Genomic DNA, 25710 nt, shown 5'->3' on the forward strand with positions numbered 1-25710 from the left:
CGGCCTCTCGGCCACCGCCTGGCATGACGGACGTCACACGAACTCAGAGCGTGCGGGTTACCATCTCGACGCGGAAGCACTCGATGATGTCGCCGACGCGCATGTCCTCGTAGTTCTGGAAGGCCATGCCGCATTCCTGGCCGCCCGGGACTTCCGAAACCTCGTCCTTGAAGCGCTTCAGCGTCTTCAGCGTGCCTTCGTGGATGACGACGTTGTCGCGGATCAGGCGCACGCCCGCGCCACGCTCGACCTTGCCTTCGGTGACACGGCAGCCGGCGATCTTGCCGACCTTGGTGATGTCGAATATCTCGAGGATCTGCGCATTGCCGATGAAGGTCTCGCGACGCTCCGGCGAGAGCATACCCGACAGAGCCGCCTTCACGTCATCAACGAGGTTGTAGATGATCGAGTAATAGCGGATCTCGATGCCAGCGGCCGCCGCCGCGGCGCGTGCCTGCACATTGGCGCGGACGTTGAAGCCGATGATCGCCGCACCCGACGTCTCCGCCAGCGACACGTCGCTTTCGGTGATGGCGCCGGCGCCGGCATGGACGATGCGCGCACGCACCTCGTCGGTGCCAAGCTTGTCGAGCGCTGCGTTGATCGCCTCGATCGAACCCTGCACGTCACCCTTGATGACCAGCGGGAACTCCTTCAGTCCGCTCGTCTGCAGCTGCGACATCATCTGTTCGAGCGAACCGCGCTGGCCGGCATGACGGGCAACCGCCTTCTCGCGGGCCAGACGCTGGCGGTACTCGGTGATCTCGCGGGCGCGGGCCTCGTTGTTGACCACGGCGAAGCGGTCGCCGGCCTGCGGCGTGCCCTGGAGGCCGAGCACCTCGACCGGCATAGCCGGCGGCGCTTCCTTGACGTGTTCGCCGCGATCGTCAACCAGCGCGCGCACCCGGCCCCATTCATTGCCGGCGACAAGGATGTCGCCCGGCATCAGCGTGCCGGTCTGCACCAGCACGGTGGCGACGGGGCCACGGCCCTTGTCGAGCTGCGCCTCGATGACGACGCCCTCGGCGGTGCGGTCCGGATTGGCCTTGAGGTCGAGGATTTCGGCCTGCAGCAGGATCGCTTCGAGCAGCTTGTCGAGATTGGTGCCCTTGGTCGCCGACACTTCGACGTCCAGCACCTCGCCGCCCATCGATTCCACGAACACTTCGTGGCGCAACAGCTCGGAGCGCACTTTCTGCGGATCGGCGTCATGCTTGTCGATCTTGTTGATCGCCACGATGATCGGAACGCCAGCCGCCTTGGCATGGCTGATCGATTCGATCGTCTGCGGCATCACGCTGTCGTCGGCCGCCACCACCAGGATGGCAATGTCGGTGGCCTGGGCGCCGCGGGCGCGCATGGCCGTGAAGGCGGCGTGGCCGGGCGTGTCGATGAAGGTGATCTTCTGACCGTTCTTCTCGACCTGATAGGCGCCGATATGCTGGGTGATGCCACCGGCCTCGCCGGAGACGACATTGGCGTTGCGGATCGCGTCGAGCAGCGAGGTCTTGCCGTGGTCGACATGCCCCATGACGGTCACGACAGGCGGCCGCGACACCAGGTCTTCCGGACGGTCGGCGATGTTGAACAGGCCTTCCTCGATGTCGGACTCGGCGACGCGGCGGACCGTGTGGCCGAATTCGGTGGCGACCAGTTCCGCCGTGTCGGCGTCGATGACGTCGCCCGGCTTCAGGATCTGGCCCTGCTTCATGAAGAACTTGACCACATCGACGGCGCGCTCGGACATGCGCTGCGCCAGTTCCTGGATAGTGATGGTTTCGGGCAGGATCACTTCGCGCATAACCTTCTCGCGCGGCTCATTGTGCATCGCGCGCTTGAACTTTTCCTGGCGGCGGCGCATCGACGACAGCGAACGGGCCCGCGCATCCTCGTCGGAAAGCGCGGAGTTCAAAGTCAGCTTGCCGCGACGGCGGTCTTCCTCGCCCTTGGTCGGCTTGGCCGGACGCGCCACTTCGGGCGTCACCAGACGGCGCACCGGCGCACCGGCGCCAGTCCGCTTCGGCTTGACCTCTTCTTCCTCGTCGGCGGTCGCCAGTTCGGCGGCCTGCGGCGCGCGGCGACGCGCCTCTTCCTCGGCGCGGCGGCGGGATTCGGCCTCGGCCTGCAACCGCGCTTCTTCCTCGGCCTGGCGGCGTGCGGATTCCTCGCGCTCGCGCTTGCGGCGCTCCTCATCCTCGGCGCGGCGCTTGGCTTCCTCGACGGCGCGCTGGCGGTCCTCGACCTCGCGCGCCTTGGAGCCTTCGAGCGCCCTGCGGCGCGCTTCCATTTCGCTGCGCGACAGTTCGTTCAACACCATGCCGCTGCGCTCGACCGGTGCCGGCGGAGGTGGAGGCGGCGCCTTGGGTGCCTCCTGCACGACGGGAGCCGCCGCGACCACCGGCTTCGGGGTGAACACGGGTGCCGCCACCGCCGGCTCCGGCTTGTCGCCGGGCAGCGAGAATTTGCGCTTCTTGGTCTCGACCACGACCGACTTGGTGCGGCCGTGCGAGAAGTTCTGGCGCACGGTGCCCTGTTCCATGCCGGGGCGCTTCAGCGTCAAGGTCTTCTTCGGCGTAACACTCAACGTCTTGTCGTCGCCCGATTTCGTATCGCTCATTCCATATCCTCTGCGGCCTCATCTTCGTCAGCAACGGCCGCAAGCATTGCCAGATCGTCCGGGGTACCGCCCCGATATCGGTCGAGCGCAACCATGCGCTTCTGGACCGCCTTACCCGCGTCTCCCGCGAGGACGGCAGCATGTATCACATTTGTACCCCCCAATGCCAAGCTCAACTCGGCCTCGGAGAAAAGTTTGTAGGCGAGGATGGAGGGGCCGCCAATATGGACGGTCGCCCGCCGCGCCTGGCTGATCTTGCGCACGCCATCGTCTGAGGCTTCGGTCGCGTGGAGCACGAAAAGCGCCAATCCACCGCGCACCGCGCTCTCCACCTTGGTGGCGCCCAGCGCGATCGCCCCTGCCTTGCGAGCGAGACCCAGCATGCCAAGGGCGGATCTGGAAAGCAGCCCATCGACCATGCCGCCGAGATCGGGCGGCACGACCACCTGTGCCTTAAAGGCGCGGCTAAAAAGGTTCTTGGCCGCCGCCTTGTCGATATGTAGGCGGTCGGCGCTCACCCAGCAACCACGGCCGGGCAGATTTCTCTTGAGATCCGGAACGACGGCCGAATCCGGGCCGACGACGAACCGGATCAGTTCATCCGGTTCGGCCTGCTTGCGGGTGACGATGCAGGTGCGATCGTTCATCTCGTCCAAGGGCGGTTTCTGTGCGATGCGGTTTCACCTCACGCACCAACGGCTTCGTCAGCCGGCGCTTCTTCGGCTGCAAGCTCGTCTTCGGAAATCCAGCCGGCCTTGAGACGGGCCGCGAGCACCATCTGCTCGGCATCGGCGCGCGAAACGCCATGATCGGCCAGCACGCCCGGATACACCTTGGTCTCGCCGTCCTTGCGTTCCTTCCAGCCCGTGAGGTCGTCGGCGGCATAGCCGGCGAAATCCTCGATCGTCTTCACGCCGTCCTCGCCGAGCGTCACCATCATGGCGGTGGTGATGCCGGGGATTTCGCGCAGCTCGTCCTTGACGCCCAGCGCCTTGCGCTTTTCGTCGTGCTCGGCTTCAATCTTCTCCAGATATTCGCGGGCCCGGGTCTGGATCTCCGAGGCGGTATCCTCATCGAAGCCGTCGATCGAGGCGATTTCGCCGGCATCGACATAGGCGACTTCCTCGACACTGGTGAAGCCTTCGGAGGCGAGCACCTGGCCGACCATCTCGTCGACGTCGAGAGCTTCCATGAACAGCGCCGAGCGCTCGACGAATTCCTTCTGGCGGCGCTCGGATTCCTCGGCCTCGGTCAGGATGTCGATATCCCAGCCGGTGAGCTGCGAAGCGAGGCGCACATTCTGGCCGCGGCGGCCGATGGCCAGCGACAGCTGGTCGTCCGGCACCACCACTTCGATGCGCTCGGCGTCTTCGTCGAGCACGACCTTGGCGACTTCCGCCGGCTGCAACGCATTGACGATGAAGGATGCGGCCGAGGGCGACCACGGAATGATGTCGATCTTCTCGCCCTGCAATTCGGCGACGACCGCCTGGACGCGGCTGCCGCGCATGCCGACGCAGGCGCCGACCGGATCGATCGAGCTGTCGCGCGAGATGACGGCGATCTTGGCGCGCGAACCGGGATCGCGGGCGACCGACTTGATCTCGATAATGCCGTCATAGATCTCCGGCACTTCCATGGTGAAGAGCTTGGCCATGAACTGCGGATGGGTGCGCGACAGGAAGATCTGCGGGCCGCGCTGCTCACGGCGCACGTCGTAGACATAGGCGCGGACGCGATCGCCATATTTGTAGTTTTCGCGCGGGATCAGCTCGTCGCGGCGGATGATCGCTTCGCCACGGCCGAGATCGACGATGACATTGCCGTATTCGACGCGCTTGACGGTTCCGTTGACGATCTCGCCGATGCGGTCCTTGTATTCGTCATACTGGCGGTCGCGCTCGGCCTCGCGCACCTTCTGCACGATGACCTGCTTGGCCGACTGGGCGGCGATGCGGCCGAAATCCATCGGCGGCAGCTGTTCGGCGATGAAGTCGCCGAGCTGGGCGTCGGGATTGCGCTCGCGCGCCGAGGAAATGGCGATCTGCGTGGCATAGTCGTCGACCTTCTCGACCACTTCCATCAGCCGCTGCAGCTTCATCTCACCGGTGTTGGGGTTGATGTCGGCGCGGATGTTGGTCTCCTGGCCATAACGCGAGCGTGCCGCCTTCTGGATCGCATCAGCCATGGCGGCGATGACGATCGACTTGTCGATCGACTTTTCACGCGCGACCGCATCGGCAATCTGCAGCAGTTCAAGTCTGTTGGCGCTTACAACCATGTTTTTTCTCCCGAGCCTGTTTGCCGGCCCCTGGGGCCTGGCAGCTCAATCAACTTTCCTGTTCGTGTTCTTCCGTAGCGCCCGGTTCCGTACCCTCCGGTACGTCGTCGTCCGGTTCGCCGCGGCGTTTCTTGGCTTCCTTGCGCGCCCTGTTGTCCTTCGACAACGCATCACGGATGAGGTCGTCGGTCAGGATCAGCCGGGCTTCGGCAACGGCGTCGTAGGGCACGCGCACTGTCGGCTCCTCACCGTAGGCCGCCTTGTCGCGCTCGATCAGCACATCGTTCTCACCGGCTTCGGCGATCTTGCCCTTGAAGCGCTTGCGATCCGCGACAACGACCGATGTTTCCATCTTCACCAGATGACCGGTCCAGGTCGAGAAATCCGATTTGCGCACCAGCGGCCGGTCAATGCCGGGCGATGAGACTTCGAGATGATACGCCTTCTCGATGGGATCGTCGACGTCGAGCGCCGGCGACACCGCACGGCTCACCTCTTCGCAATCCTCGACCGTCATGGTGCCGTCCTCGCGCTCAGCCATGATCTGCAGCGTCAGCCCGTTCTGGCCGGACAGATGCACGCGTACAAGGCGAAAGCCGATGCCGCGCAGCACCGGCTGGACGATCAGCGCGATGCGCGCATCGATGCCGCTTTCGCGGATGATGCGATCGTCGCTCTCGCTTGCCGTTGACGTCATTCGATTCCTGTCGATCATTCTCTAGCCGTCGGCAGGTAATAAAAAAGAGCGGGACCGGGTGGACCCACTCTTCGTCATACCGACCAAGAATTTGAGGCTGATATAAACGATCCGCCCCGGTGTTTCAAGCCCGCCGTCCCAACTGCGCGAATGTCCTGGCGCATTGGGGTTGCGCCAGGTGCATGCCATCCATGCGGCAACGGCCCTTGTTGGTCCTCAAGCCGCGCTCCTATCTATGTTGCATTGCACAAAACGACAGCGATAGCGCGTCACCGCACGCGAAAGGACATGACAATGAACAGCCGCAAGGTTTTTTCCGCCATAGGCGATCTCTTCACCACATTCGGCAGCGCCGTAGCCGCGTCGCGGGCGGTGGAAGCCGGCCGCAAGCCGCGCGCCCAGGATCTGCGCAGCCTCGGCATGGATCCGACGGCTTTCGACAAGATCGGCCGTTTCTGAACTCCGGCCAACGGGCGACATTCGATTTCTGTGTCCCCGCAACAATTGAAGATCTCTCCCTCACGAAGGGCCCAGATCCTGATGCCCAAATCCCGATGCCTGGGACCTGATGCCTAGGTCCTGATGAAGGTAAGATAGGCCGGCCGCCTGCCCTCGCGGACGGCTTTCGCCTCGTAGCGGGTGCCTGGCCAGCCATCGTAGGGGCGATGCCAGTCGACGGCCTCTGAAGCCTGCCAGGCGAAACCGCCATGCGCGCGGCAATGCAGCAGTGTCCAGTTCACATAGGTGTCGATGTCGGAAGCGAAACGGAATTCGCCGCCACGCTTCACAACGCGTGCGAAACGCTCGAGATTGACCGGGCTGACGAAACGGCGCTTCCAGTGCTTCTTCTTCGGCCACGGATCGGGATAGAGCAGGTCGATGCCATCGAGCGAGGCCTGCGGCAGCCAGTCGAGCAGCCGCGTGGCGTCGTCGTCGTAGACCCTGAGGTTGGCCAGCGGCTTTTCCCGCACCGCCATCATCATCTTGGCCATGCCGTTGACGAAGGGCTCGACACCGATAAAGCCGGTCATCGGCGCTTCGGTCGCGCGATGCAGGAGATGCTCGCCGCCGCCAAAGCCGATTTCGAGGCGAACGGCGGAAACATCGGCTTCGAACAGAGCCCGCAGATCCGACGGCGCCTCGGTCGTCAGATCGATCCGATAGGTGTCGAGGCCGCTTTCCAGCGCCGCCGCCTGCTGCGGGCGAACCGGCTTTCCGCGCCGACGGCCGAAGAAGGCTTCTGTCGCGCGGCTTGGCCTGTCCCCGGAACTCATCGGCTGATCAAGGTCCTGTCGCCGCCCTCAGGCAGCGACAGCATCCTTGAGCGCCTTGGCGAGATCGGTCTTTTCCCAGGAAAAAGATCCGTCGCGGCCGGCCTTGCGACCGAAATGACCGTAGGACGAGGTCTTGGCGTAGATCGGCTTGTTAAGGTCGAGGTGGCGGCGGATGCCGGACGGCGACAGGTCCATCACAGTGCGCAGCGCCTCCTCGAGCCTTGCCTCGTCGACCTTACCGGTGCCGTGCAGGTCGACATAGACCGACAAGGGCTGGGCGACGCCGATGGCGTAGGAAAGCTGGATGGTGCAGCGGTCGGCAAGTTTCGCCGCCACAACGTTCTTGGCCAGGTAGCGCGCCGCATAAGCGGCCGAACGGTCGACCTTGGTGGTGTCCTTGCCCGAGAAAGCGCCGCCGCCATGGGGTGCGGCGCCGCCATAGGTGTCGACGATGATCTTGCGGCCGGTCAGCCCGGCGTCGCCATCAGGCCCGCCGATAACGAACTTGCCGGTCGGATTGATGTACCACATGCAATCGTCGGCGATCTTGAGGTCACCCAATGCCTCGCGGATATAGGGCTCGACGACCTTGCGCACCTTCTTGGAATCCCAGCTCGCATCGAGGTGCTGGGTCGACAGCACGATCTGCGTCGCTTCGGCGGCCTTGCCGTCGATATAGCGGACGGTGACCTGGCTCTTGGCGTCCGGCCCGAGCTTGCCTGCATCGCCGTTGTTCTGGTGGCGGGCGGCGGCCAGAAGTTCGAGGATCTTGTGGCTGTAGTAGATCGGCGCCGGCATCAGGTCCGGCGTCTCGCGGCAGGCATAGCCAAACATGATGCCCTGGTCGCCGGCACCCTCCTCGCCCTGGCGGTCGGAGGCATTGTCGACGCCTTGGCCGATGTCGGGCGACTGGCCATGCAACAGAACGTCGATCTTGGCCTTTTTCCAGTGGAAGCCGGCCTGCTCATAGCCGATCTCGCGGATCGCCTTGCGGGCGACCGACTTGAACTTCGCCGGGTTGACGACCGGATGGCCGGCGGCATCCCTCAGGATGTTGCCTTCCTTGTCCTTCTTCAGCAGCGTCTCGGGAACGCGCACCTCGCCGGCGATGACGACGCGGTTGGTGGTCGCCAGCGTCTCGCAGGCGACGCGGACTTTCCACGGGTCCATGCCCGTCTTCTTGGCCTCACGGTAGACCAGGTCGACGATCTCGTCGGATATCCGGTCACAAACTTTGTCGGGATGGCCCTCGGCAACGGATTCCGAGGTAAAGAAGTAGTTCTGCCGCGTCACGGGTGTCCCCTCTTGAAAAAACGATCGGCAGGCTGCCGATTTGGCGCGCCACGTGTTAGCGGGGCGAAGCGCCGCTCGTCAAGCGGTGCCGCCCTTCTGGCATGAATGTCGATGTCGATATTTTGTACCACCAGCGGCCGAAATGCCGCCGGTCGAGTCCTGTTGCGGATCAGTCGGAATCTTCGGACGCCAGCGACTTCACCAGGTCTATGATCCTGCGACGCACCTTGACGTCGGCGATCTTGACGAAGGCCCGGTTGAGTTGAAGGCCCTCCGGGCTGCCGCAGAATTCCACGGCGAAAGCCATCGAAGCATCCTCCGCGAAACCGCGGCCGGCCGGGCTCTCCTGGCCCGGCGCATCCTCGAAAAAGAAGGCGACAGGCACGCCGAGTATGGATGCTATCGCCTGCAGGCGGCTTGCGCCGACCCGGTTGGTGCCCTTTTCATATTTCTGTATCTGCTGAAATGTGATGCCGAGGTTCTCGCCTAGTTTTTCCTGGCTCATTCCCAACATATTGCGGCGAAGCCGGATGCGACTTCCAACATGGATGTCGATCGGATTCGGTTTCTTCTTGTTATCTTCTGTCATTTTTTCCTCGCCGAATTTTTTCGGCTTTGTGATTTTTTTCCTACCCAAACAAAGCCGGAGGCGACTGCCCCAACAGAACGATCCACCGGCTTCGAGAAATTTTCAGGCGTTACAGTATGAGTTTCTAATGTGTCGACTGTCAATTCACCCGTAGCCTTTGCCTTACATTGAACAGGACGGCAGCCAGGGCAAACAGCAACATGATCAGCATTCCGTTAATGCGCAGCTGGCCGGCGGACACGACAGCTTGCCGCGAGATTGGCACACGGACGTCGATGGCCCCGCGCGCGTCGATCGCCAGCGCATCGACGATGCGCCCCCGTGGGTCGACAACCGCCGAGATGCCGTTGTTGGCCGCGCGCAACAAGGGCAACCCGTTCTCCACCGCGCGAATCTGAGCCTGCCTGAAATGCTGATAGGGACCCGGCGTATCGCCGAACCACGCATCGTTGGTAACGTTGACAATAAGCTGCGCTGACGTTGCGTCAACCGCTACCAGTTCGGGAAAGATCACTTCGTAGCAGATAAAGGGCAAGGCGCGGACGCCGTCCGGCAGCGTGATCGCATGCCGCTCATTGCCTGCCGTGAAGGTCACCGGGCCAGCGACCAGTTGTTCGATGCCGAAACGATCGAGCAGGTCGGCGAAAGGCAGGTATTCGCCGAACGGCACCAGATGGACCTTGTCGACGGCGTCAGCGATTTCGCCCTTGTCGTTGATCGCCACCACGGAGTTGTAGTAGCGGCTGCCGGCACCGGCCGCCGCACCGCCTTCCTCGCGCACGACGCCGGCGATCAGCATCTGGCCGGCGTCCAGCATGTCGCCCAGTGCGGTCAAAGCGTCCGGCCGCTCGGTGAGGAGGAACGGGACCGAGGTTTCGGGCCACAGGATCAGTTGCGGCTTTTCATGGCCGGGGTCCGGCGCCTTGGCCGACAGGCCTATCAAGGTGGCGAAGATACGGTCGCGCACCGAGGCGTCCCACTTTTCCGAAAGGTCGACGGCCGGCTGGACGATGCGCACATCGATCGTGCGGGCCTCAGGCGCGGCCGGAGCGTTGAGCCTGAGATAGCCGAAGCCGGCATGAGCGGCGACGAGCACGACAAGCAGCGCGACGCCAAGACGAAGATGCGTGCGCGCCGCCAGCAGCGCCGGCAGCGAGAAGACGAACACGGCGAGCACGTTCATGCCGACCATCCCGGTGACCGAGACGCTCTGCATCAGCAGGGGCACCGGCATCGCCGCGTAGCCGATCGCGTTCCAGGGAAAGCCGGTGAACAGGAAGCCGCGCAGCCACTCGGCCAGCCCGAAGGCGGCGGCCAGGGCCGCGATGCGGCCGATGTCGTTGCTCCACAGGAGCCGGGCGACCATGGCCGCAAAGCCGTAGAAGAAGGCCAATGCAAAGGGGATGCCGACCACCGCGAAGGGCAGCGCCCAGGCGAAACTGTCGGCCTCTACAAGCAGGGCCGAGCCGATCCACCACAGGCCGGCGAGGAAATAGCCGAAGCCGAACCACCAGCCGACGGCAAAGGCCGGCCGCAGCCGCGCAAACAGGCTGCCCGAGGCCTCACCGGTCGCCCCGTCGAGCAGCCAGACCAGCAGCGGAAACGAAATGAAACAAGCGGCAAAGAAATCGTACGGCGCCTGGCCGAGCACCGCCAGGGCGCCCGCGAGGAACGCCACGAGCGCACGCCGCCAACCCCAAAACAGAATTATCCGGCCGGCCAGGCGGTTCATGCATTGTTCCGAGTCGTGCGAATCACGGCAGCAGATTTATCAGGCCGCGGCCTGCGCTCCAAACTTCGGGTGGTCTGCCGTGAAACCCACTCACCACTGCTGGAGCGCATCGCGTTTGAACTGATCAGACGACGCGCCTTAGGTCTTTGTTTTTGTGCATGTCCTCCTCCCAAAACCGAAGTTACTTAGGGCGACATGGATCAGCGGTGCCACCCTTCTATGCGCACGTCGCCGAGCCGTTCGGCCTCTTCCAGCGGAACGGAGCGGATGGTCTGGGTGAAGGTCCAGACATGGCCCTCGGGATCGCGCGCCCGATACTGGCGCTCGCCGTAGAACTGGTCCGCCGGCTCCTGGATTATACCGGCACCCGCCGTCCGCGCCTGCTCGCAATGTGCATCAATGCCGTCTTTCAGCCTGACATAGACCGACTGCGTGTTCTTGCCCGAGACCGAGGCCGGGCTGGCGACGTAGTCGCTCCATTCGGAATCGACAATGATGTAGCAGTCGCCGAACCGCATCTCGGAATGGACGAGCTTGCCGTCGGCATCGCTGACCACCATGCTGCGCTCGAAGCCGAAAGCTGCCTCCAGCCAATCCAGCGCGGCCCGCGGATCCCTGTAGAACACGCCGGATCCCAAGGCGGCGTGCTTGAAGGGGTCTTCGGTCATCCGCAGGCGCTTAAGCCTGCTCGGTGCGCGCCGCGGCGCGGCGGCGACGTTCGCCCTTCTGGTTCTGCACGATGCGCACGCGCTTGACGCGGCGCGGATCGGCGTCGAGCACATGGAACTCGAAGCCAGGGATGGCCTGCACCACCTCGCCGCGCGCCGGCACCCGGCCAAGCGTGTTGAAGATCATGCCGCCGATGGTGTCGACATACTCGCCATGTTCGCCGGCGGCGAAATCCCCGCCGATCATCTTGGCAACCTCGTCGATCTCGGCCTTGCCGTCGACGACGAACACGCCTTCACCGGTCTGGGTGATCATCGGCTCGTCGTCGTCGTGCTCGTCCTCGATGTCGCCGACCACCATCTCGACGATATCCTCGAGCGAGACGAGCCCGTCGGTGCCGCCATACTCGTCGATGACCAGCGCCATCTGCGTGCGGGTCGTCTGCATGCGGCCCATCAGATCGGAGGCCAGCATGGACGGGGGCACGAACAGCACCGGCCGGATCAGGTTCAGTTCGCCTATGGTGCGCGAGAGGTCGACCTGGGTGAGGTCGAGAACCGTGGCGGCGGGTGTCTTCCTGGTCGCCCGGCCTTTCCTGACGCGCGCAATCTTGGTGATATGGGCCAGCACGTCGCGGATATGGACCATGCCGCGCGGGTCGTCGAGCGTCTCGGCATAGACCGGCATGCGGGAATGGCCGGACTGCTCGAACATGCCAAGCAGATCGCCAAGCGTGGTCGTGATCTCGACCGCCTCGATGTCGGCGCGCGGCACCATGACGTCCTCGACGCGCACCTCGCGCAGCCGCAGGATGTTGTTGAGCATGGCGCGTTCGCCCGGCGAAAAGGATTCGACATCGCTCGTCGTCTCGGCGAGCGCGCCGGCGATCTCCTCGCGCAGGCTGGTTCCGTTGCGTTGCCTGAACAGGCCCAGAACGCGGTTGAACAGGGAAGGCCCGGCAGGCGACGGCTCACTGGCAGCGCTGCCGGTGTTGGCAACGCCAGGGGTAATGGTACTCGGACTTGATCCCTCTTCCGACGTATCGGAAGCCTTGGTCGCACTGCCGGCGTCGGGGCGGACGGCAGTTTCAGGTTTGTCGTTCATCTTCGTCCGTCAATTGGTGTTTTGTAGTTACGCGTAGGGATCGGGAATGGCAAGTCTGGCGAGCGCGGCGCGCTCGACGGCCTCCATCTCCTCGGCCTCGGCATCGGTCTCGTGATCATGGCCCATGAGATGCAGCAGGCCGTGGATGACGAGATGGGAAATATGGTTCTCCAGCGGCTTGTCTTCCAGTGCCGCCTCGCGCGCCACCGTCTCCGCGGCCAGTACGATATCGCCGAGCATCGGCGGCAGCGGACCGCCCTTGGGGAAAGGAAATGCCGGAAAAGACAAGACGTTGGTCGGCTTGTCCTTGCCGCGCCAGCCGGCGTTGAGCGCCTGGACATGGGCATCGTCGGAAAAAACGACGCTGAGTTCGGAACGGCCAGCCGCACCCGTCTCGGCGAATGCCGCGGCGGCGGCGGCGCCGACCAGCCGGACAAGCTCGGCTTCGTCCGGCCAATGCCCAGCCTCGACCGTCAGATCAATGTCGACGGGCAGCGGCGGAGCCGGCCCGTTCGGCGTTTCGGGCTCAACCATGAGGTCGCTCGATCAAATCAGCCTTCGGTCCCCAGGCCGCGGGCTAGCTTGCCGTCCCGGTCGTAGGCCTTGACGATCTCGGCGACCAGCGGATGCCTGACGACGTCGCCTTCATTGAAGCGGACCGTCACCATGCCGGTCACACCGTCGAGGATCCGGAGCGCCTCGACAAGGCCGGACTTGGTGTTCTGCGGCAAATCGATCTGCGTTGGGTCGCCGGTGACGATCATGCGCGAATTCTCGCCCAGACGGGTCAGGAACATCTTCATCTGCATCGGCGTGGTGTTCTGCGCCTCGTCGAGAATGACGGCGGCATGCGCCAGCGTGCGGCCGCGCATGAAGGCGAGCGGTGCGATCTCGATCACCTCGGCGGCGATGGCGCGTTCGACCTTGTCGGCCGGCATCATGTCATAGAGCGCGTCGTAGAGCGGCCGCAGGTAGGGATCGACCTTCTCCTTCATGTCGCCCGGCAGGAAGCCCAGCCGCTCGCCGGCCTCGACGGCAGGCCGCGACAGCACGATGCGCTCGACCATGCCGCGTTCGAGCAGCATCGCCGCATGCGCCACCGCCAGGTAGGTCTTGCCGGTACCGGCCGGGCCGATGCCGAACACCAGTTCCGAGCGCTCCAGCGCCCGCATATACGCGTCCTGCGTGAGCGAGCGGGCGTAGATCGTCTTCTTGCGCGTCGAGATCTGGGCGGCGGAAACCTTGCCCTTGCGCTCCAGCGTCGGCAGCGTGAGCTGGTCATCGGCGGCGACCGCCATGCGCACGGCGCCGTCGACATCGGACTGGCCGATATCCACCCCCTTCTGGAGAATGCCGTAGAGATTGTCGAGCGCCCGGCGGGCCTGCTCGGCGGCGGAAGCCGATCCCTTGATGGTCAGCTGGTTGCCGCGCGAGCGGATGTCGACGCCCAGTTTCTGCTCGAGCCGGGCGAGGTTCTCGTCGAACTGGCCGTAGAGGGCGCTGGCAAGCTTGTTGTTGTCGAAAGTCAGTACGATGTGCGCCATGTCAGAAGCCCCAGATGCCGGTACCGGGGGCAGGTTCTTCAGCTCCGCTGCGCTCAACCGTCTCTCCTCATCTGCCGAGGTCATCAGACCAATTCGGCGAACAGGCTATTGTAACCCGTCTTCGTGATTCGCACCTGGATAATGTCACCGATTTCGCCGGCCTTTTCATCAACAATAACGGGCTGAAGCCAAGGTGAGCGTCCGACCTTCTGGCCGGCCTGGCGACCGGGCTTCTCGATCAGCGTATCTATGGTGCGGCCGACGAGACTCAAGCCGAAATCCTGCTGCTGCTTCAAAAGCAGCGCCTGGAGCCGCTGCAAACGCTCGTCCTTGACCGCTTCCGGCACATGGCCGGCCATCTCGGCGCCCGGCGTGCCGGGGCGCGGCGAATATTTGAACGAAAAGGCCGAGGCGTAGTTCACCTGGCGCACCAGCTCCATCGTCGCCTCGAAATCCGCCTCGGTCTCGCCGGGGAAACCGACGATGAAATCGCCCGACAGCGCGATATCGGGCCGCACGGCGCGGATGCGGTCGAGCAGCGCCAGATAATCATCCGCCGTGTGCCTGCGGTTCATCGCCTTCAGGATGCGGTCGGACCCGGATTGCACCGGCAGATGCAGATACGGCATCAGTGCCGGCAGGTCGCGATGGGCCGCTATCAGCTCGTCGTCCATGTCGCGCGGGTGGCTCGTGGTGTAGCGCAGGCGCGCCAGCCCGGGAATTTCGGCCAGCCTGAACAGAAGGCGGCCAAGGCCCCATTCCTCGCCGTTTTCGCCTTGTCCATGCCAGGCATTGACGTTCTGGCCAAGCAGCGTCACCTCGCGCACCCCGGCTTCGGCCAGGCGCTCGGCTTCGGCGACGATCTGTGCCACCGGCCGCGACACTTCGGACCCCCTGGTGTAGGGCACGACGCAGAAGGTGCAGAACTTGTCGCAGCCCTCCTGGACGGTGAGGAAGGCGGTGACGCCGCGCTTGATCACCTCGGCGCGCTTCGGCTGCGGCAAGTGCTCGAACTTGTCCTCGATGGCGTAGTCGGTTTCGACGATCTTCTCGCCGCCGCGCACCCTGGCCAGTACGTCCGGCAGCCGGTGATAGGTCTGCGGGCCGATGACCAGGTCGACGGCGGGCGAGCGGCGGATGATCTCGGCCCCTTCGGCCTGCGCCACGCAACCGGCGACGCCGATCAGCAATTCGCGGCCGGCGGCGGCGAGTTCGGCCTTCATTTCGCGAATGCGGCCGAGCTCGGAATAGACCTTTTCAGCCGCTTTTTCCCTGATGTGGCAGGTGTTTAGCAGCACCAGGTCGGCTTCGCCGATGGTCTGCGTCGCCGTGTAGCCGTCGGCGGCCAGCGCATCTGTCATGCGCTGCGAATCATAGACGTTCATCTGGCAGCCATAAGTCTTGACGAAGACCTTTTTCGCTGCCGCGGAAATCACTGCCTGCTGTCCAGCCGCAGTGCCGATGTCGTCGCTTTCAACCGTGTTCAAGTCCATCCGGCGGCTTCTAACGCCTTTCCGCGACAAAAAACAGACGATTCTGCCTGGGAGCCTTCGGGATTCAGCGGCTCGGGCGCGGCGCGGCCAGTGCCGCCTGCATCATTTCGCGCACGCGGCTTTCCATCAGCTTCGCCGTTTCCTTCCGGTTCGACCCCTTGGCGAAGGCGATCGGCTCGCCGAAATGCACCTCGACATCGAGCGCGCCTTCCGCCATCAGCACCTTGAGGTGCGGCATCAGATCCTCGTCGCCGATCCACGCCGCGATCGGCCGGTGCCGGCGGCCGAGCGGCACGCCATGCAGCCGGGTATAGGCGATCGCTACCGGCTGGATGAAGACCTGCTCCGCCGCGCCCTCCGAAATCGCCATTGAGGCGGCACCGAACAGCGTGCTCTTGAAGGGCAGGACGATGTTGCCGTCGCCCGTCGAGCCCTCGGCAAACAGCACCATGGCATCGCCCTTGGCCATGCGGTTGGCGATCTCGCTCGCCTGGTCGCCGGACGAGCGCTTGCGCTCACGCTCGATGAAGACGGTGCGCTGCAGCTTCGACAGCATGCCGATCAGCGGCCAGCCTTCCATGTCGGCCCTGGCGATGAACTTCACATCGGCAAACGAGCCCAGCACCATGATGTCGGTCCAGGAGATGTGATTTGAGGCAATCAACAAGGGGCGGCGGTCGGACATCGTGCCGTTTACATGGATGCGCATGCCGAGCGCCCTGACGATCAGCCTGTGCCAGATCTTGAGGATGAAGGTTTCCGGCCACCAGCCGGTCTTCATCGACAGGACCTGCAAAGGCACCAGGATCAGCGAACCGGCGACGACCAGCCCTATCGCCAGGAAAATCCTGATTTTTCCGATCATCGCTCCACCCCGAAACCCTGGCTAGCGAAGATCGCGGCGCATGACAAGCGCGCCGGTCGGGCCATGCTCTGGCGACCTGTAATAGTTGGGGCGCTTGCCGACCTCGCGGAACCCGAGACGCCTGTAGAGGGCGATCGCGGCGACATTGGTCTCGTCGACCTCGAGGAAGAGCGCTTCGGCGCGTTGCGCGTGCAGTTCGCGCAGCACCGCATCCATCAACTGCCAGCCGAGCCCCTGGCGGCGATGCGACCGCGCCACTGCAACGGTCAGGATCTCGCCCTCGCCGGCCGCCAGCCGGGCCAGCACGAAGCCGACCGGCGGCTTGGCGCCGTGCCCGGTTTCGCGCGCGGCATAGCCGAACACGGTGTCCTGTTCGAGCAAGGCCGCGAACTCGCCATCGGTCCAGGGGCGGACGAAGTCCTCGCGGTGCAGCAGCGAGACCGCCGGACTGTCGGTGGTCCTGAGCGGTTCGAGCGCGTAATCGCGGCGGCGCGGCTGGAGAAAAGGTATGCGCATTATTTCCCTTGCCTGGAAAGTATGAACCCGGCCTGCGGCTTGGCGTCGGCGCCGCGCAGATAAAGAGGTTTCGGCCTCTCGCCCTCGCCCTTGGCGGCCGCCAGGCGGGCGTAAGTGAGAATGTCCGCGGTCGCCGTCTCGGGTCCGATGTCGAAGGCGCGTCCGGCGGATGCCGCGATCCGCGTCGCGGCGGTTCCGGCGAGCACCGAAGACCGCTCGTTCGCCATGGCCACGGCATCCGCCAGCGTGACCACGGCCGGACCGTAAGTCAAAACCGACATTTCATCATAGAGAGCGGCATGGATCTCCTCGCGGCCGGCATCGAGCGCGGCCAGCACGGCGCGGCCGGGAAATGCCCCTGCCGTCTCGGCCGCCAGCGCCTCGAGCGTCGTCACGCCGATTGCAGGCACCTTGAGCGCCAGCGCCAGGCCACGCGCCGTGGAAACCCCGACGCGCAGGCCGGTGAAGGAACCGGGGCCGACGGAGACGGCGATGGCGCCAAGGCCGGCATAGGCGGTTGCGCCGGCCTTCAGCGCCTCGGCGATGACTGCCATCAGATGCTCGGCATGGCCCTTGCCTAGATCGAGCACCGCGCGGCCGAGTTCCTGCCTCGCCCCGGCATCATAGACGCAGGCGGCGCAGAGGTTGGCGGCACAGTCGATGGCGAGCACTTTCATGAAACGACCGGTTCGAAAAACAATTCCCTGTGCCTGCCACAGCGCGCCACCGCAAGGGGATAGCGCATAATTTGTTAAGCGGCTTCGTTCCGCCGCAGCGGGAACGGTGTCTATGCGGCAGGCGCTATGCGCAGCATGTGGTTGTCCCAGACATAGTCCGGTTCGGACCGTGTCGCGCCATTGCCCTCGACGATTTCGCCGGCTCCGGTGGTAGCCATGAAACCCGTCCCGTCGGGCGCCACGCCGCAGACCTCGACCAGTGCGCTTGACGAGACGAGCCGCCCGCTCGCCGCATCGATCACCACAAGCGAATTGCCTTCCGGCGAAGAGACGGCAATGGTGCCGGCAACCGGATTGGCGGCGACGGAACCGATATAGTTGCGGAAGCCGGACAGGACATCCCGCGGCATGTCGAGGAGCTGCAAATCCTTGCCGCGCGCGGCGCGGCCGACCAGCAGCGGACGGTCGGTGCCGGGCCCCCTGTACTGGCAGCCGAACCAGACGGTGCCGGTCTGGTCGGTGTCCATGTGGCGGATCGACAGCTGGTGCAGCGCCGCCGGCAATTCGTGCTTCTCGACCAGATCGCCGGTGACACGGTCGATGAGCACATAGGACGGCTTCATGGTGGCGATGTTGAGTTCGGCGCGGCCATAATCGGGATGAGTCTCGATGCCGCCATTGGCAACGGCGATCGTCCTGCCGTCGCCCAGGAGCAGAAGCTCGTGGGGTCCCATGCCATAGGTCGGGAATTCACCAAGGCGCTTGAATTTCGCCCACGCGTCGTAGACGCCGACGACGCCGGCCGCGTTGTCGAAATCGTTCTCGGTGGCATAAAGCAAGGCGCCGTCCGGGGAGAACACGCCATGGCCGAAGAAATGCCGGCCGGTGATGCTGGCGATGGTCAGCGGTTCATCGCGCCCGGCGTGATCGAAGACCACGGCGAAGGTGCCGGGCTGGCGGGCGAACACCACTGAGCGCTTCGATATGGGATCGAAGGTGACGTCGTGGCCGCGGTCGGGCAAGTCGATCGCGTGCAGGAGCTTGCCGGCCTCGGACAGGATTGCGGCGCCATAGCTGCCGTCGCGCTTGACGAAGGCGGTGGCGAAGACGGCATCGGCGGCAAGCGTATTTGCCCAGGCCGGCGGCGCCATCGCGGCGGCAAAACCGATGCCCGCGGCTCTCAGGAAATCGCGACGGTCAATGAGGGAGGTTTTCACGCTCAGTCCCCATCCAGCGAGGAAAAACCGGCGGTCAGGCCGAATTCGGCGGTCAGCCTGGTGCCGAACAGGGTCGACAGGCTGGAGGTGATCAGCGCGAGATGCTCGAGCTTTGCGCGCAGCGCCGGGTCGGCGAGCGCCATGTCGATCGGCCCCTGGACCGACTTCGCGGTGGCGACGCCGTTGACCAGCTGGATACGGATCGATTCCGCCATCCAGCGCGCATCGGCCGGCAGCGCATCGCCGAGCTTCGAGGCCTCGAACAGCCCGTCGATGCCGGCAAGGTTTCCAGCCAGCGAATTGGTGGTGTTTTGCGAACGCCAGTAGATCGCCTGTTTCGGCTTGTCCGCCTCCGGCTTGCCGCCCAGGAAGCCTTTCAGGCGCACGTCGCGAACCATGTCCAGCTCGTTGATGAAGATGCCGACCAGTTCCGTCACCGCTTCCGTGCCGTCGCGATAGAGCGGATTCTGCGGCCCCGGATTGGCCCAGAGCGCCGCAAAGCCGTCCGGCCTGTTCCAGGCGTCGGCGACATCGCCGGCCATGGTTTCGATGTTGCCGGCAACCGCCGCGCCATAGGCGCAGCGATAGGGATCGTTCTTGCCGGCAAGCGCATCGGCGCCGTCACCGTAGAGCACGAACTCCAAGGCGCCGAGCCCCTGCATGGCGACGCTCTTGCCGGAAAGCTGTGCCGGATCGGTGGCGCTCGGGTCTTGGGCGGCCAACGCGGCCTGCACCTGTTTCAGGCCGATGCTTTTGCGATCCGGCCAGAACAGCATTCGTTCCAGCCGGTTGTTTTCCTTGACCGGGCCGAACCCGATGATCTCGGCCGACGACCAGGCATCCACCGTGCGCGAGAATTCGGCGCGTGCCGCATCGAGATCGCCCTTTGAGGGTTTTTCGCAAAGCGCGTGCATCGCCTTGTTCAAGCCCGCCGCGCGGTCGTGCAGACTGGCATAGGCCGGCCGGACAAAGCCGTCGATTGCCCGCTGGATGACGTCGGTGGCCTTCACCGCCGCCGATGCGGGGCTGACGCCCAGCAGGGCCAGAGGAAGAAGGATTACCAGCGCGGGACGCTTCAACATCACAGGGACTCCAGGAATTTGAGCAATGCCTCGCGGTCGGCGGCGCCGGCGGCGGCGAAGCGGTCGCGCGATTTCTGGCCCTCGCCGCCATGCCAAAGAATCGCCTCGACCAGGCTGCGGGCGCGGCCATCGTGCAGATAAAAATTGTTGCCGTTGACCGTTTCGGTGAGGCCTATGCCCCATAGCGGCGGCGTGCGCCATTCGTTGCCCGTCGCCTCGCCCACCGCCTGGCCGTCGGCAAGGCCGGGGCCCATGTCGTGCAGCAGGAAGTCGGAATAGGGCCAGATAAGCTGGAAGGCCTGCGCCTTGTTGGGCGCGTCGCGGCGGGTTACGAATTTCGGCGCGTGGCAGGAAACGCAGCCGATCTCGTAGAAGAGTTTCTTTCCGGCGAGCACATCAGGGGCGCCGAGGTCGCGGCGCGCCGGCACGGCCAGGTTCTGCGAATAGAAGGTGACGAGGTCCATGACCGGCGCCGGCGCCTCGGCCGGACCGAGCCGCTCCTGCACGCCGTCCGGCATGGCAAGGCAATCCTTCTCGGCGGCGGTGCAGTCGCCCCAGTGTTTGGGCTCCTCCGGCGTCGAGATGCCGATGTCGCCGGCAAAGGCATCCGCGGCCTGCTGGCGGATTGACGCGGTCTGCGCCTTCCAGCCGAAACGACCAAGGGTGAGCGCGCCGCTCATGCCGTCGCGCACGATGTTCGGCCTGCCGGAAATGCCGTCGCCGTCCCGGTCGTTCGGATCGGCATGGGCGATTATATCAGCGGGCGCGATCTGCTCGATCAGGCCGAGCCCGATCATCGGCGGCGTCAGGCGCGGCGACAGCGTGGTGCGCGGATCGAGCAGGCCGTAGGCCAGATCATCGACCGCGTAAGTGGGCTTGCGCAGTGAAACCACGGTGCCGTCGCCGAGCCCGACTTTTTCCTCGCTGTAGTCGACGCGCATCCGGCCCTCGCCGCGCAGGCCGGGGACGGCAAGATCCTGCAGCTGCGAACCGTAGACCGGATCGGGGATGTTGAGCAGCCTGTGGTCGGCAAGCCCAGCCTTCTCCTCCTCGGTGTTCGCCTCGCGCGCCAGCCGCAGGAACATCGACGTGCTGCCGGTGCCTTGCGGCGGACGGCCGCGGCCGTCCTTCAGATGACAGTTCTGGCAGGCGCGTTCGTTGAACAGCGGTCCGAGCCCGTCGGAAGCCTGCGTCGAGGACGGCGACGACACCCAATTCTTGCGGAACAGGGCGTTGCCCAGCTTGAAGGTGCCTTCTTCCTCGAAGGTGATGTTGGCCGACGATTGCGAGAAGGAATCGCGGTTGACGTCCTTCCTGGATGTGCCGGCGCCGCCTTGCATCAATTCGAACTGCTCGGGTTTCGAGAAGTCCTTGGTCGGCCTGGTAACGGCTGTGACGCGCACCTGATCCTTCGGGCTGAGGTCGGTGCGCGTGGCGGCGAAATTGGCGGGCTGCTGCGAGCCGGACCCGCCCGTGGCGAAGGTCAAAAGAATGATGGCGGCCGAACCGGAAAGCACGACGCTTCCCGGTTTTCTGTTTGACGACAGGCCTTCGGCCCGCCGCCAGCGGCGCAGCAATGCTAGGGTGCGCCGCATTCCCGCATGCCCTTACTCCGCCTCGTCCGCCGATGCGGCATTGAGCTGGCCGTATTTTTCCTCGCCGATCGAGGCAAGCAGATCGAGCTGCGTCTCGAGGAAGTCGATGTGCCCCTCCTCGTCGGCCAAGAGTTCCTCGAACAGTTTCATGCTGACATAGTCGCCGGCTTCGTTGCAGACCTCGCGCGAGCGCTTGTAGGCGGTGCGAGCGTCATACTCGCCGGCAAGGTCGGATTCGAGCACTTCCTTCACGTTCTGTCCGATACGCAGCGGCGCCACGGACTGCAGATTGGGGTGCCCTTCCAGGAAGATGATCCGGGCCACGAGCTTGTCGGCATGGTGCATCTCCTCGATCGATTCGGCGCGTTCCTTCTTGGCGAGCTTGGCGTATCCCCAGTCCTCCAGCAGACGGAAATGGACCCAATACTGATTGACGGCACCAAGCTCCAGGAACAGAGCCTCGTTAAGCCGCTCGATGATCTGTGGTTCGCCTTTCATGGGTTCTGCTCCCGTATTGGACGCGCAGGCCTCTGACGCGATCCAGATGTGAAACGATGTCCACGCCGCTCGCCTGCGAGCGGGCGTGGTAGTTCTCGGTGACCCGAATGATCGTTTCGACCACATTTGGGAAGCAGCCGCAACAGCGACCGCGCTTGTGCATGGCGTGATAGACTTTTGCCGGCACGATGAGCTGCCAGGGATCCTGGTCCAGCAGCCCGACGATCGTCTGCTCAATCTCCTTCTCGGTGATGATGTTGCAATGGCAGATCAGCATAAACTTGCTCGGATGGCTGACGGCGCCTTCCGCGCCGTGTGGCTTGACTCTATCTTCCCCGCGCCGAAGCCCTTTGTGACTTCGGCCCGGGCTTCCAGGCTTCGACGCTTACTGGAACACCTTGTCCGGCGCATCAAGGCTGTCTGAACCCTCAAAGGCTATGGCGTTGAGCTTCAGCGCGCCGACGGCGCGTTCGACCGATTTGGTCTGGTCGACCAGTGCGTCGATTGCCGCCTGCACCGTGGCGTTGCCCTCGGTGTTGCCTTCGGCGATCTGCTGGTCGTAAGCCTCGCCGCCTTCGGCGCGGGCCTTGATCGCCTCCATCTTGGCGACGGTGACATCGAGCTTGTCAGACAGTTCCTTGTCGATGGCCGGATCAGCCGCCTTGACCATGTCCGCCACCGACGGCCCTGAAATAACGGTGCCGTCCAGCCTGGTGTAGCTGGCGTGATAGGCGGCGCGGATGCCGACGGCGTCATAGAGATGGGAATTGTAGGTGTTGTCGGAGAAGCAGTCATGCTCCTCTTCCGGATCGTGCAGCAGCAGGCCGAGTTTCATGCGCTCGCCGGCGAGTTCGCCGTAGGAGAGCGAGCCCATGCCGGTAAAGATGGCCGAAATGGCGGCGTTCGGCTCGCCGTCGACCAGGTTCTTGCGCGCAGCGCCGCCTTCCTTCCAGTCGCCGACCATCTCCTGGAGGTCGGACACCAAAAGCGTGCTGGCTGAGTTCAGATATTCCGCGCGGCGGTCGCAATTGCCGCCGGTGCAGTTCTTGAGATCATAGTCGGTGTAGGGGCGCTCGCCGGCGCCCGGTCCGGTGCCGTGCAGGTCCTGACCCCAGAGCAGGAACTCGATGGCATGGTAGCCGGTGGCGACATTGGCCTCCACGCCGCCGGCCTCCTGCAGCGTGCCGGAGAGGAATTCCGGCGAAAGCTTCGAGGCGTCCACCTTCTTGCCGTTGATCTCGATCTCCTTGTTGGCGATCACATTGGCCGTGTAGAGCGAATTCGCGTCGGATTCTGTGCCGTAGCTCTTGGCGACATAATCGATCAGGCCTTCGTCCAGCGGCCAGGAATTCACCTTGCCTTCCCAGTCGTCGACGATCTTGTTGCCGAAGCGGTAGACCTCGGTCTGCTGGTAGGGAACGCGCGATGCCTTCCAGGCCTCGCGGGCGGCATTGAGCGTCTCGGCCGAAGGCTTGGCCAACAAGGTATCGACCGCCTTGTCGAGCGCCTGCGCGGTGGTCAGCGAATCCTCGTATTTGGCAAGCGCGATGTCGGCATAGGTCTTGATGACCGCCTTGGGATCGCTCTCGGCCTTGGCCGGCAGCACGAACACCGCCGCCGTCAGCAGCGCCGTGGCACTGATCGCCGCAAGCCTGCTGCCATGTCGTGCCGTCATTATCACTCTCCAGTTTTTCGGGAATTTTGTGAACGGCGCGCGCGACAACCGGCGCCAGGCCATGTGCAGGCCGTCATTCGCGGGGCACGCCGCGCTGTCGCGCGGATCGAAGAAGAAAGACACCAAAATGCCTCCAATCGAAAGGGTTCAAGGCCCAGACATCAAAGGGATGCGCCGATGCGCGAGGCCCCATAAAGCTTCAGGACAGATGGAAGTCAACGAAAATCGACAGGAAAACTCAATCGAAACAACAGTTTATAATTATTCTAAACTGCGATAGTCAACTTTAGCCGCCTGCACGTGTGCAGAGTTCGCCATCGAACTGTCCGATTGACAGCCGCCGTTCCGGGTGCGACCCGCAAATGCCCCCTTGCGGCGGCGCCAGACAATTGCCACGTGGCGAGACATCCTAAAATCAAAGTTCGGGATCGGAATGCGATGAAGAACGGCGTGGTCATTGTCGGTGCGGGACATGCGGGCGTGCAGGCGGCGGCAAGCCTGCGCGAGGACGGTTATGACGGGCCGGTGATCCTCGTCGGCGATGAGAACGAGCTGCCCTATCACAAGCCGCCGCTGTCGAAGACCTTCATCAAGGATGCCGAGGCCAAGCCACAACCCTTGCGTGGCGAGGCATTTTACACCGGCAGCGCCGTCGACTACCGGCCGGGCGTTCGGATCGACCGGATCGATGCCGGACGTCGCCGTTTGGAGATATCAGGCGGCGGCGAACTTGCCTTCGATCATCTGATCCTCGCCACCGGCTCGCGCCCGCGCCTGCTGCCGCTGCCCGGCGCGGATCTGTCCGGTGTAGTGTCGCTGCGCTCGCTTTCCGATGCGCGGCTGATCCGGGACTTGAGCACACGGAGCGAAGACGTCGTCATCCTCGGCGGCGGCTTCATCGGGCTGGAGATCGCGGCGACGCTGCGCGCGGCCGGCCGCACCGTAACGGTCGTGGAAGCGGTCGACCGGCTGCTTGGCCGCGCCGTGGCGCCGATCGTGGCGGGCCATGTCCGCCAGCGGCTGGAAGCGACCGGCGTGCACATTCTAACCGGCACCACGATCGCAAGGCTCGAAGGCGAAAACGGCCATGTCACGGCCGCGATCACCTCGTCAGGCGAAAGGCTGCCGGCGCGCATGGTCGTCGTCGGCATCGGCGCCGTGCCCAATGTCGAACTGGCCGCGGAAGCCGGCCTCACCATCGCCAACGGCATTCGCGTCGACAACCAGATGCGCAGCTCGGTGCCGGAAATCCTCGCCATCGGCGACGCCGCCTCCTATCGGCATTGGTTCACCGGCGGCGACGTGCGGCTGGAATCGGTACAGAACGCCACCGACCAGGCGCGGCTTGCCGCGCGCACCATAACGGGCCATGCCGACGCCTATTCGGCCGTGCCCTGGTTCTGGTCCGACATCGGCGACATGAAGCTGCAGATGGTCGGCCTGACATCCGGCGGCGACAGCCATGTCGTGCTGGGCGATCTCGCCGACAACAAGTTCTCGATCTACCACTATGCCGCAGACAGGCTGCTCGGCATCGAATCGGTCAACCGCCCCGGCGACCACATGCTCGGCCGCAAGATGCTGAGCGCCGGCTTCTCGCCAGCGCCACAGACGGTGGCAGCGGGGCCGGACGGATTGAAAGCGGCGCTGGCCGCGTTCCAGAACAAAGAGTCAGTCGAGGCCAGTGCCTAAGATTGCCAATTTTTGCCATAGGCTATAAAATGCCTGAATGAGCACCATGAACATCTCCCTGCCGGAAAGCTTGAAGCATTTTGTCGATCAGCAAGTGACCGATCGCGGCTATGGCACGAGCAGCGAGTATGTGCGTGAATTGATCCGCCGCGATCAGGATCGTCAGCTTCTGCGCGGCTTGCTCCTTGAGGGCGCATCGTCCGCCCCGGGCGCTCCGGTTGACGATGACTATTTCGCCGCGCTGCGGAAACGGGCGCAGGGCCAATAGAGTAAGTGCCCATAAAGGCGATCATTCCTCGAAAACTAGCCCTGCGGGATGTCGAGGATGCTGTCGATTACTATACGCGAGAAGCTGGTTCGCGCGCGGCATTGGGCTACATCGAGGAGCTTCAAAACGCCTACAAACTGCTAGCCAGCCATCCGGCATCGGGCTCTCTGAGATATGGCTACGAAATTGGATTGCCTGGTCTGCGTAGCGTGCAAGTCAGGCGGTATCCATACCTAATTTTTTATCTTGAACAGACCGGCCATATCGATGTTTGGCGGGTGCTGCACGCCAAGATGGACATTCCAGCCTGGTTACAGAATCCGAGCTCCTGA

Annotated in this window: 26 protein-coding genes; 4 read left to right on the forward strand and 22 right to left on the reverse strand. The window is 64.2% G+C overall.

All coding sequences use genetic code 11. From position 1 onward, the window contains the following. Positions 1-43: 43 nt before the first annotated feature. Genes infB through rimP form a run of 4 tightly spaced genes read right to left on the reverse strand, consistent with a single transcriptional unit; the run spans position 44 to position 5595 of the window. Entirely contained in the window at positions 44-2617 is a 2574-nt protein-coding gene (infB, locus tag FJ946_RS14040) for a translation initiation factor IF-2 (RefSeq protein ID WP_140564852.1), read from the reverse strand. Then, positions 2614-3264, reverse strand: a complete 651-nt coding sequence (locus FJ946_RS14045) for an RNA-binding protein (RefSeq protein WP_140497289.1) — start codon at positions 3262-3264, stop codon at positions 2614-2616. The genes infB and FJ946_RS14045 overlap by 4 nt, the downstream gene beginning before the upstream one ends. Positions 3265-3302: 38 nt before the next feature. After that, positions 3303-4898: a transcription termination factor NusA gene (gene nusA, locus FJ946_RS14050; protein WP_140496790.1), complete on the reverse strand. Its 1596-nt coding sequence runs from the start codon at positions 4896-4898 to the stop codon at positions 3303-3305. A gap of 49 nt (positions 4899-4947) precedes the next feature. Further along, positions 4948-5595, reverse strand: coding sequence for a ribosome maturation factor RimP (rimP, locus tag FJ946_RS14055; RefSeq protein ID WP_140564854.1), 648 nt, complete (start codon positions 5593-5595; stop codon positions 4948-4950). Between the two features lie 294 nt (positions 5596-5889). Between rimP and FJ946_RS14060 the strand changes: the two genes are divergently transcribed. Then, the gene (locus FJ946_RS14060) at positions 5890-6054 is read left to right on the forward strand and encodes a hypothetical protein (protein WP_140496794.1); all 165 of its coding nucleotides are present in this window, start codon (positions 5890-5892) and stop codon (positions 6052-6054) included. A gap of 113 nt (positions 6055-6167) precedes the next feature. On the opposite strand, the gene FJ946_RS14065 is transcribed toward FJ946_RS14060, so the two are convergent. From FJ946_RS14065 to FJ946_RS14150, 18 genes are all read right to left on the reverse strand, one after another. Beyond that, positions 6168-6869: a tRNA (guanosine(46)-N(7))-methyltransferase TrmB gene (locus FJ946_RS14065; RefSeq protein WP_140523870.1), complete on the reverse strand. Its 702-nt coding sequence runs from the start codon at positions 6867-6869 to the stop codon at positions 6168-6170. A gap of 27 nt (positions 6870-6896) precedes the next feature. Next, on the reverse strand, positions 6897-8162 hold the full coding sequence (gene metK, locus FJ946_RS14070) for a methionine adenosyltransferase (protein ID WP_140496798.1): 1266 nt from the start codon (positions 8160-8162) through the stop codon (positions 6897-6899). A gap of 169 nt (positions 8163-8331) precedes the next feature. Continuing rightward, positions 8332-8751, reverse strand: a complete 420-nt coding sequence (locus FJ946_RS14075) for a helix-turn-helix transcriptional regulator (RefSeq protein ID WP_140496800.1) — start codon at positions 8749-8751, stop codon at positions 8332-8334. A gap of 139 nt (positions 8752-8890) precedes the next feature. Beyond that, a complete protein-coding gene (gene lnt / locus FJ946_RS14080) occupies positions 8891-10483 on the reverse strand; it encodes an apolipoprotein N-acyltransferase (RefSeq protein ID WP_140496802.1) in 1593 nt (530 codons plus the stop codon). A 200-nt stretch (positions 10484-10683) separates the two neighbouring features. Then, on the reverse strand, positions 10684-11151 hold the full coding sequence (locus FJ946_RS14085; protein WP_140496804.1) for a VOC family protein: 468 nt from the start codon (positions 11149-11151) through the stop codon (positions 10684-10686). Between the two features lie 10 nt (positions 11152-11161). Then, positions 11162-12256 (reverse strand): hemolysin family protein, encoded by a 1095-nt coding sequence (locus FJ946_RS14090; RefSeq protein WP_140496806.1) that lies wholly within the window; start codon positions 12254-12256, stop codon positions 11162-11164. 27 nt (positions 12257-12283) lie between these two features. Beyond that, positions 12284-12790, reverse strand: a complete 507-nt coding sequence (ybeY, locus tag FJ946_RS14095) for an rRNA maturation RNase YbeY (protein ID WP_140559675.1) — start codon at positions 12788-12790, stop codon at positions 12284-12286. Between the two features lie 17 nt (positions 12791-12807). Then, entirely contained in the window at positions 12808-13800 is a 993-nt protein-coding gene (locus tag FJ946_RS14100; RefSeq protein WP_224518987.1) for a PhoH family protein, read from the reverse strand. An 83-nt stretch (positions 13801-13883) separates the two neighbouring features. After that, complete coding sequence (miaB, locus tag FJ946_RS14105) at positions 13884-15293, reverse strand: tRNA (N6-isopentenyl adenosine(37)-C2)-methylthiotransferase MiaB (protein ID WP_140564856.1); 1410 nt, start codon at positions 15291-15293, stop codon at positions 13884-13886. Between the two features lie 64 nt (positions 15294-15357). After that, a complete protein-coding gene (locus FJ946_RS14110; protein WP_140513156.1) occupies positions 15358-16158 on the reverse strand; it encodes a lysophospholipid acyltransferase family protein in 801 nt (266 codons plus the stop codon). Positions 16159-16179: 21 nt separating this feature from the next. Then, complete coding sequence (gene rimI / locus FJ946_RS14115) at positions 16180-16674, reverse strand: ribosomal protein S18-alanine N-acetyltransferase (RefSeq protein WP_140550098.1); 495 nt, start codon at positions 16672-16674, stop codon at positions 16180-16182. Then, positions 16674-17351: a tRNA (adenosine(37)-N6)-threonylcarbamoyltransferase complex dimerization subunit type 1 TsaB gene (gene tsaB / locus FJ946_RS14120; protein WP_140547203.1), complete on the reverse strand. Its 678-nt coding sequence runs from the start codon at positions 17349-17351 to the stop codon at positions 16674-16676. Before tsaB ends, rimI begins: the two co-directional genes overlap by 1 nt. A gap of 110 nt (positions 17352-17461) precedes the next feature. Beyond that, complete coding sequence (locus tag FJ946_RS14125) at positions 17462-18568, reverse strand: DUF1513 domain-containing protein (RefSeq protein WP_140564857.1); 1107 nt, start codon at positions 18566-18568, stop codon at positions 17462-17464. Positions 18569-18570: 2 nt separating this feature from the next. After that, positions 18571-19650, reverse strand: a complete 1080-nt coding sequence (locus tag FJ946_RS14130; RefSeq protein ID WP_140564859.1) for an imelysin family protein — start codon at positions 19648-19650, stop codon at positions 18571-18573. Next, positions 19650-21245, reverse strand: a complete 1596-nt coding sequence (locus tag FJ946_RS14135; protein ID WP_140564860.1) for a di-heme oxidoredictase family protein — start codon at positions 21243-21245, stop codon at positions 19650-19652. Before FJ946_RS14135 ends, FJ946_RS14130 begins: the two co-directional genes overlap by 1 nt. A 12-nt stretch (positions 21246-21257) precedes the next feature. Continuing rightward, positions 21258-21743, reverse strand: a complete 486-nt coding sequence (bfr, locus tag FJ946_RS14140) for a bacterioferritin (protein WP_140496826.1) — start codon at positions 21741-21743, stop codon at positions 21258-21260. Continuing rightward, positions 21709-22020, reverse strand: a complete 312-nt coding sequence (locus FJ946_RS14145) for a (2Fe-2S)-binding protein (RefSeq protein WP_140523850.1) — start codon at positions 22018-22020, stop codon at positions 21709-21711. The genes bfr and FJ946_RS14145 overlap by 35 nt, the downstream gene beginning before the upstream one ends. Before the next feature lie 108 nt (positions 22021-22128). Further along, positions 22129-23418 carry an imelysin family protein gene (locus FJ946_RS14150; RefSeq protein ID WP_140564862.1) on the reverse strand — a complete coding sequence of 430 codons (1290 nt, stop codon included), beginning with the start codon at positions 23416-23418 and terminating at the stop codon, positions 22129-22131. Between the two features lie 438 nt (positions 23419-23856). On the opposite strand from FJ946_RS14150, the gene FJ946_RS14155 reads away from it, so the two are divergent. From FJ946_RS14155 to FJ946_RS14165, 3 genes are read left to right on the forward strand one after another with little or no spacing between them, the layout of a single operon-like run. Then, positions 23857-25110: an FAD-dependent oxidoreductase gene (locus FJ946_RS14155; RefSeq protein WP_140564864.1), complete on the forward strand. Its 1254-nt coding sequence runs from the start codon at positions 23857-23859 to the stop codon at positions 25108-25110. Positions 25111-25147: 37 nt separating this feature from the next. Next, entirely contained in the window at positions 25148-25378 is a 231-nt protein-coding gene (locus tag FJ946_RS14160; protein ID WP_140496834.1) for a type II toxin-antitoxin system ParD family antitoxin, read from the forward strand. Positions 25379-25389: 11 nt separating this feature from the next. Further along, positions 25390-25710: a type II toxin-antitoxin system RelE/ParE family toxin gene (locus FJ946_RS14165; protein WP_181167626.1), complete on the forward strand. Its 321-nt coding sequence runs from the start codon at positions 25390-25392 to the stop codon at positions 25708-25710.

Origin of the sequence: Mesorhizobium sp. B2-4-7 (assembly GCF_006442685.1) — a bacterium.
Lineage (GTDB): Bacteria > Pseudomonadota > Alphaproteobacteria > Rhizobiales > Rhizobiaceae > Mesorhizobium.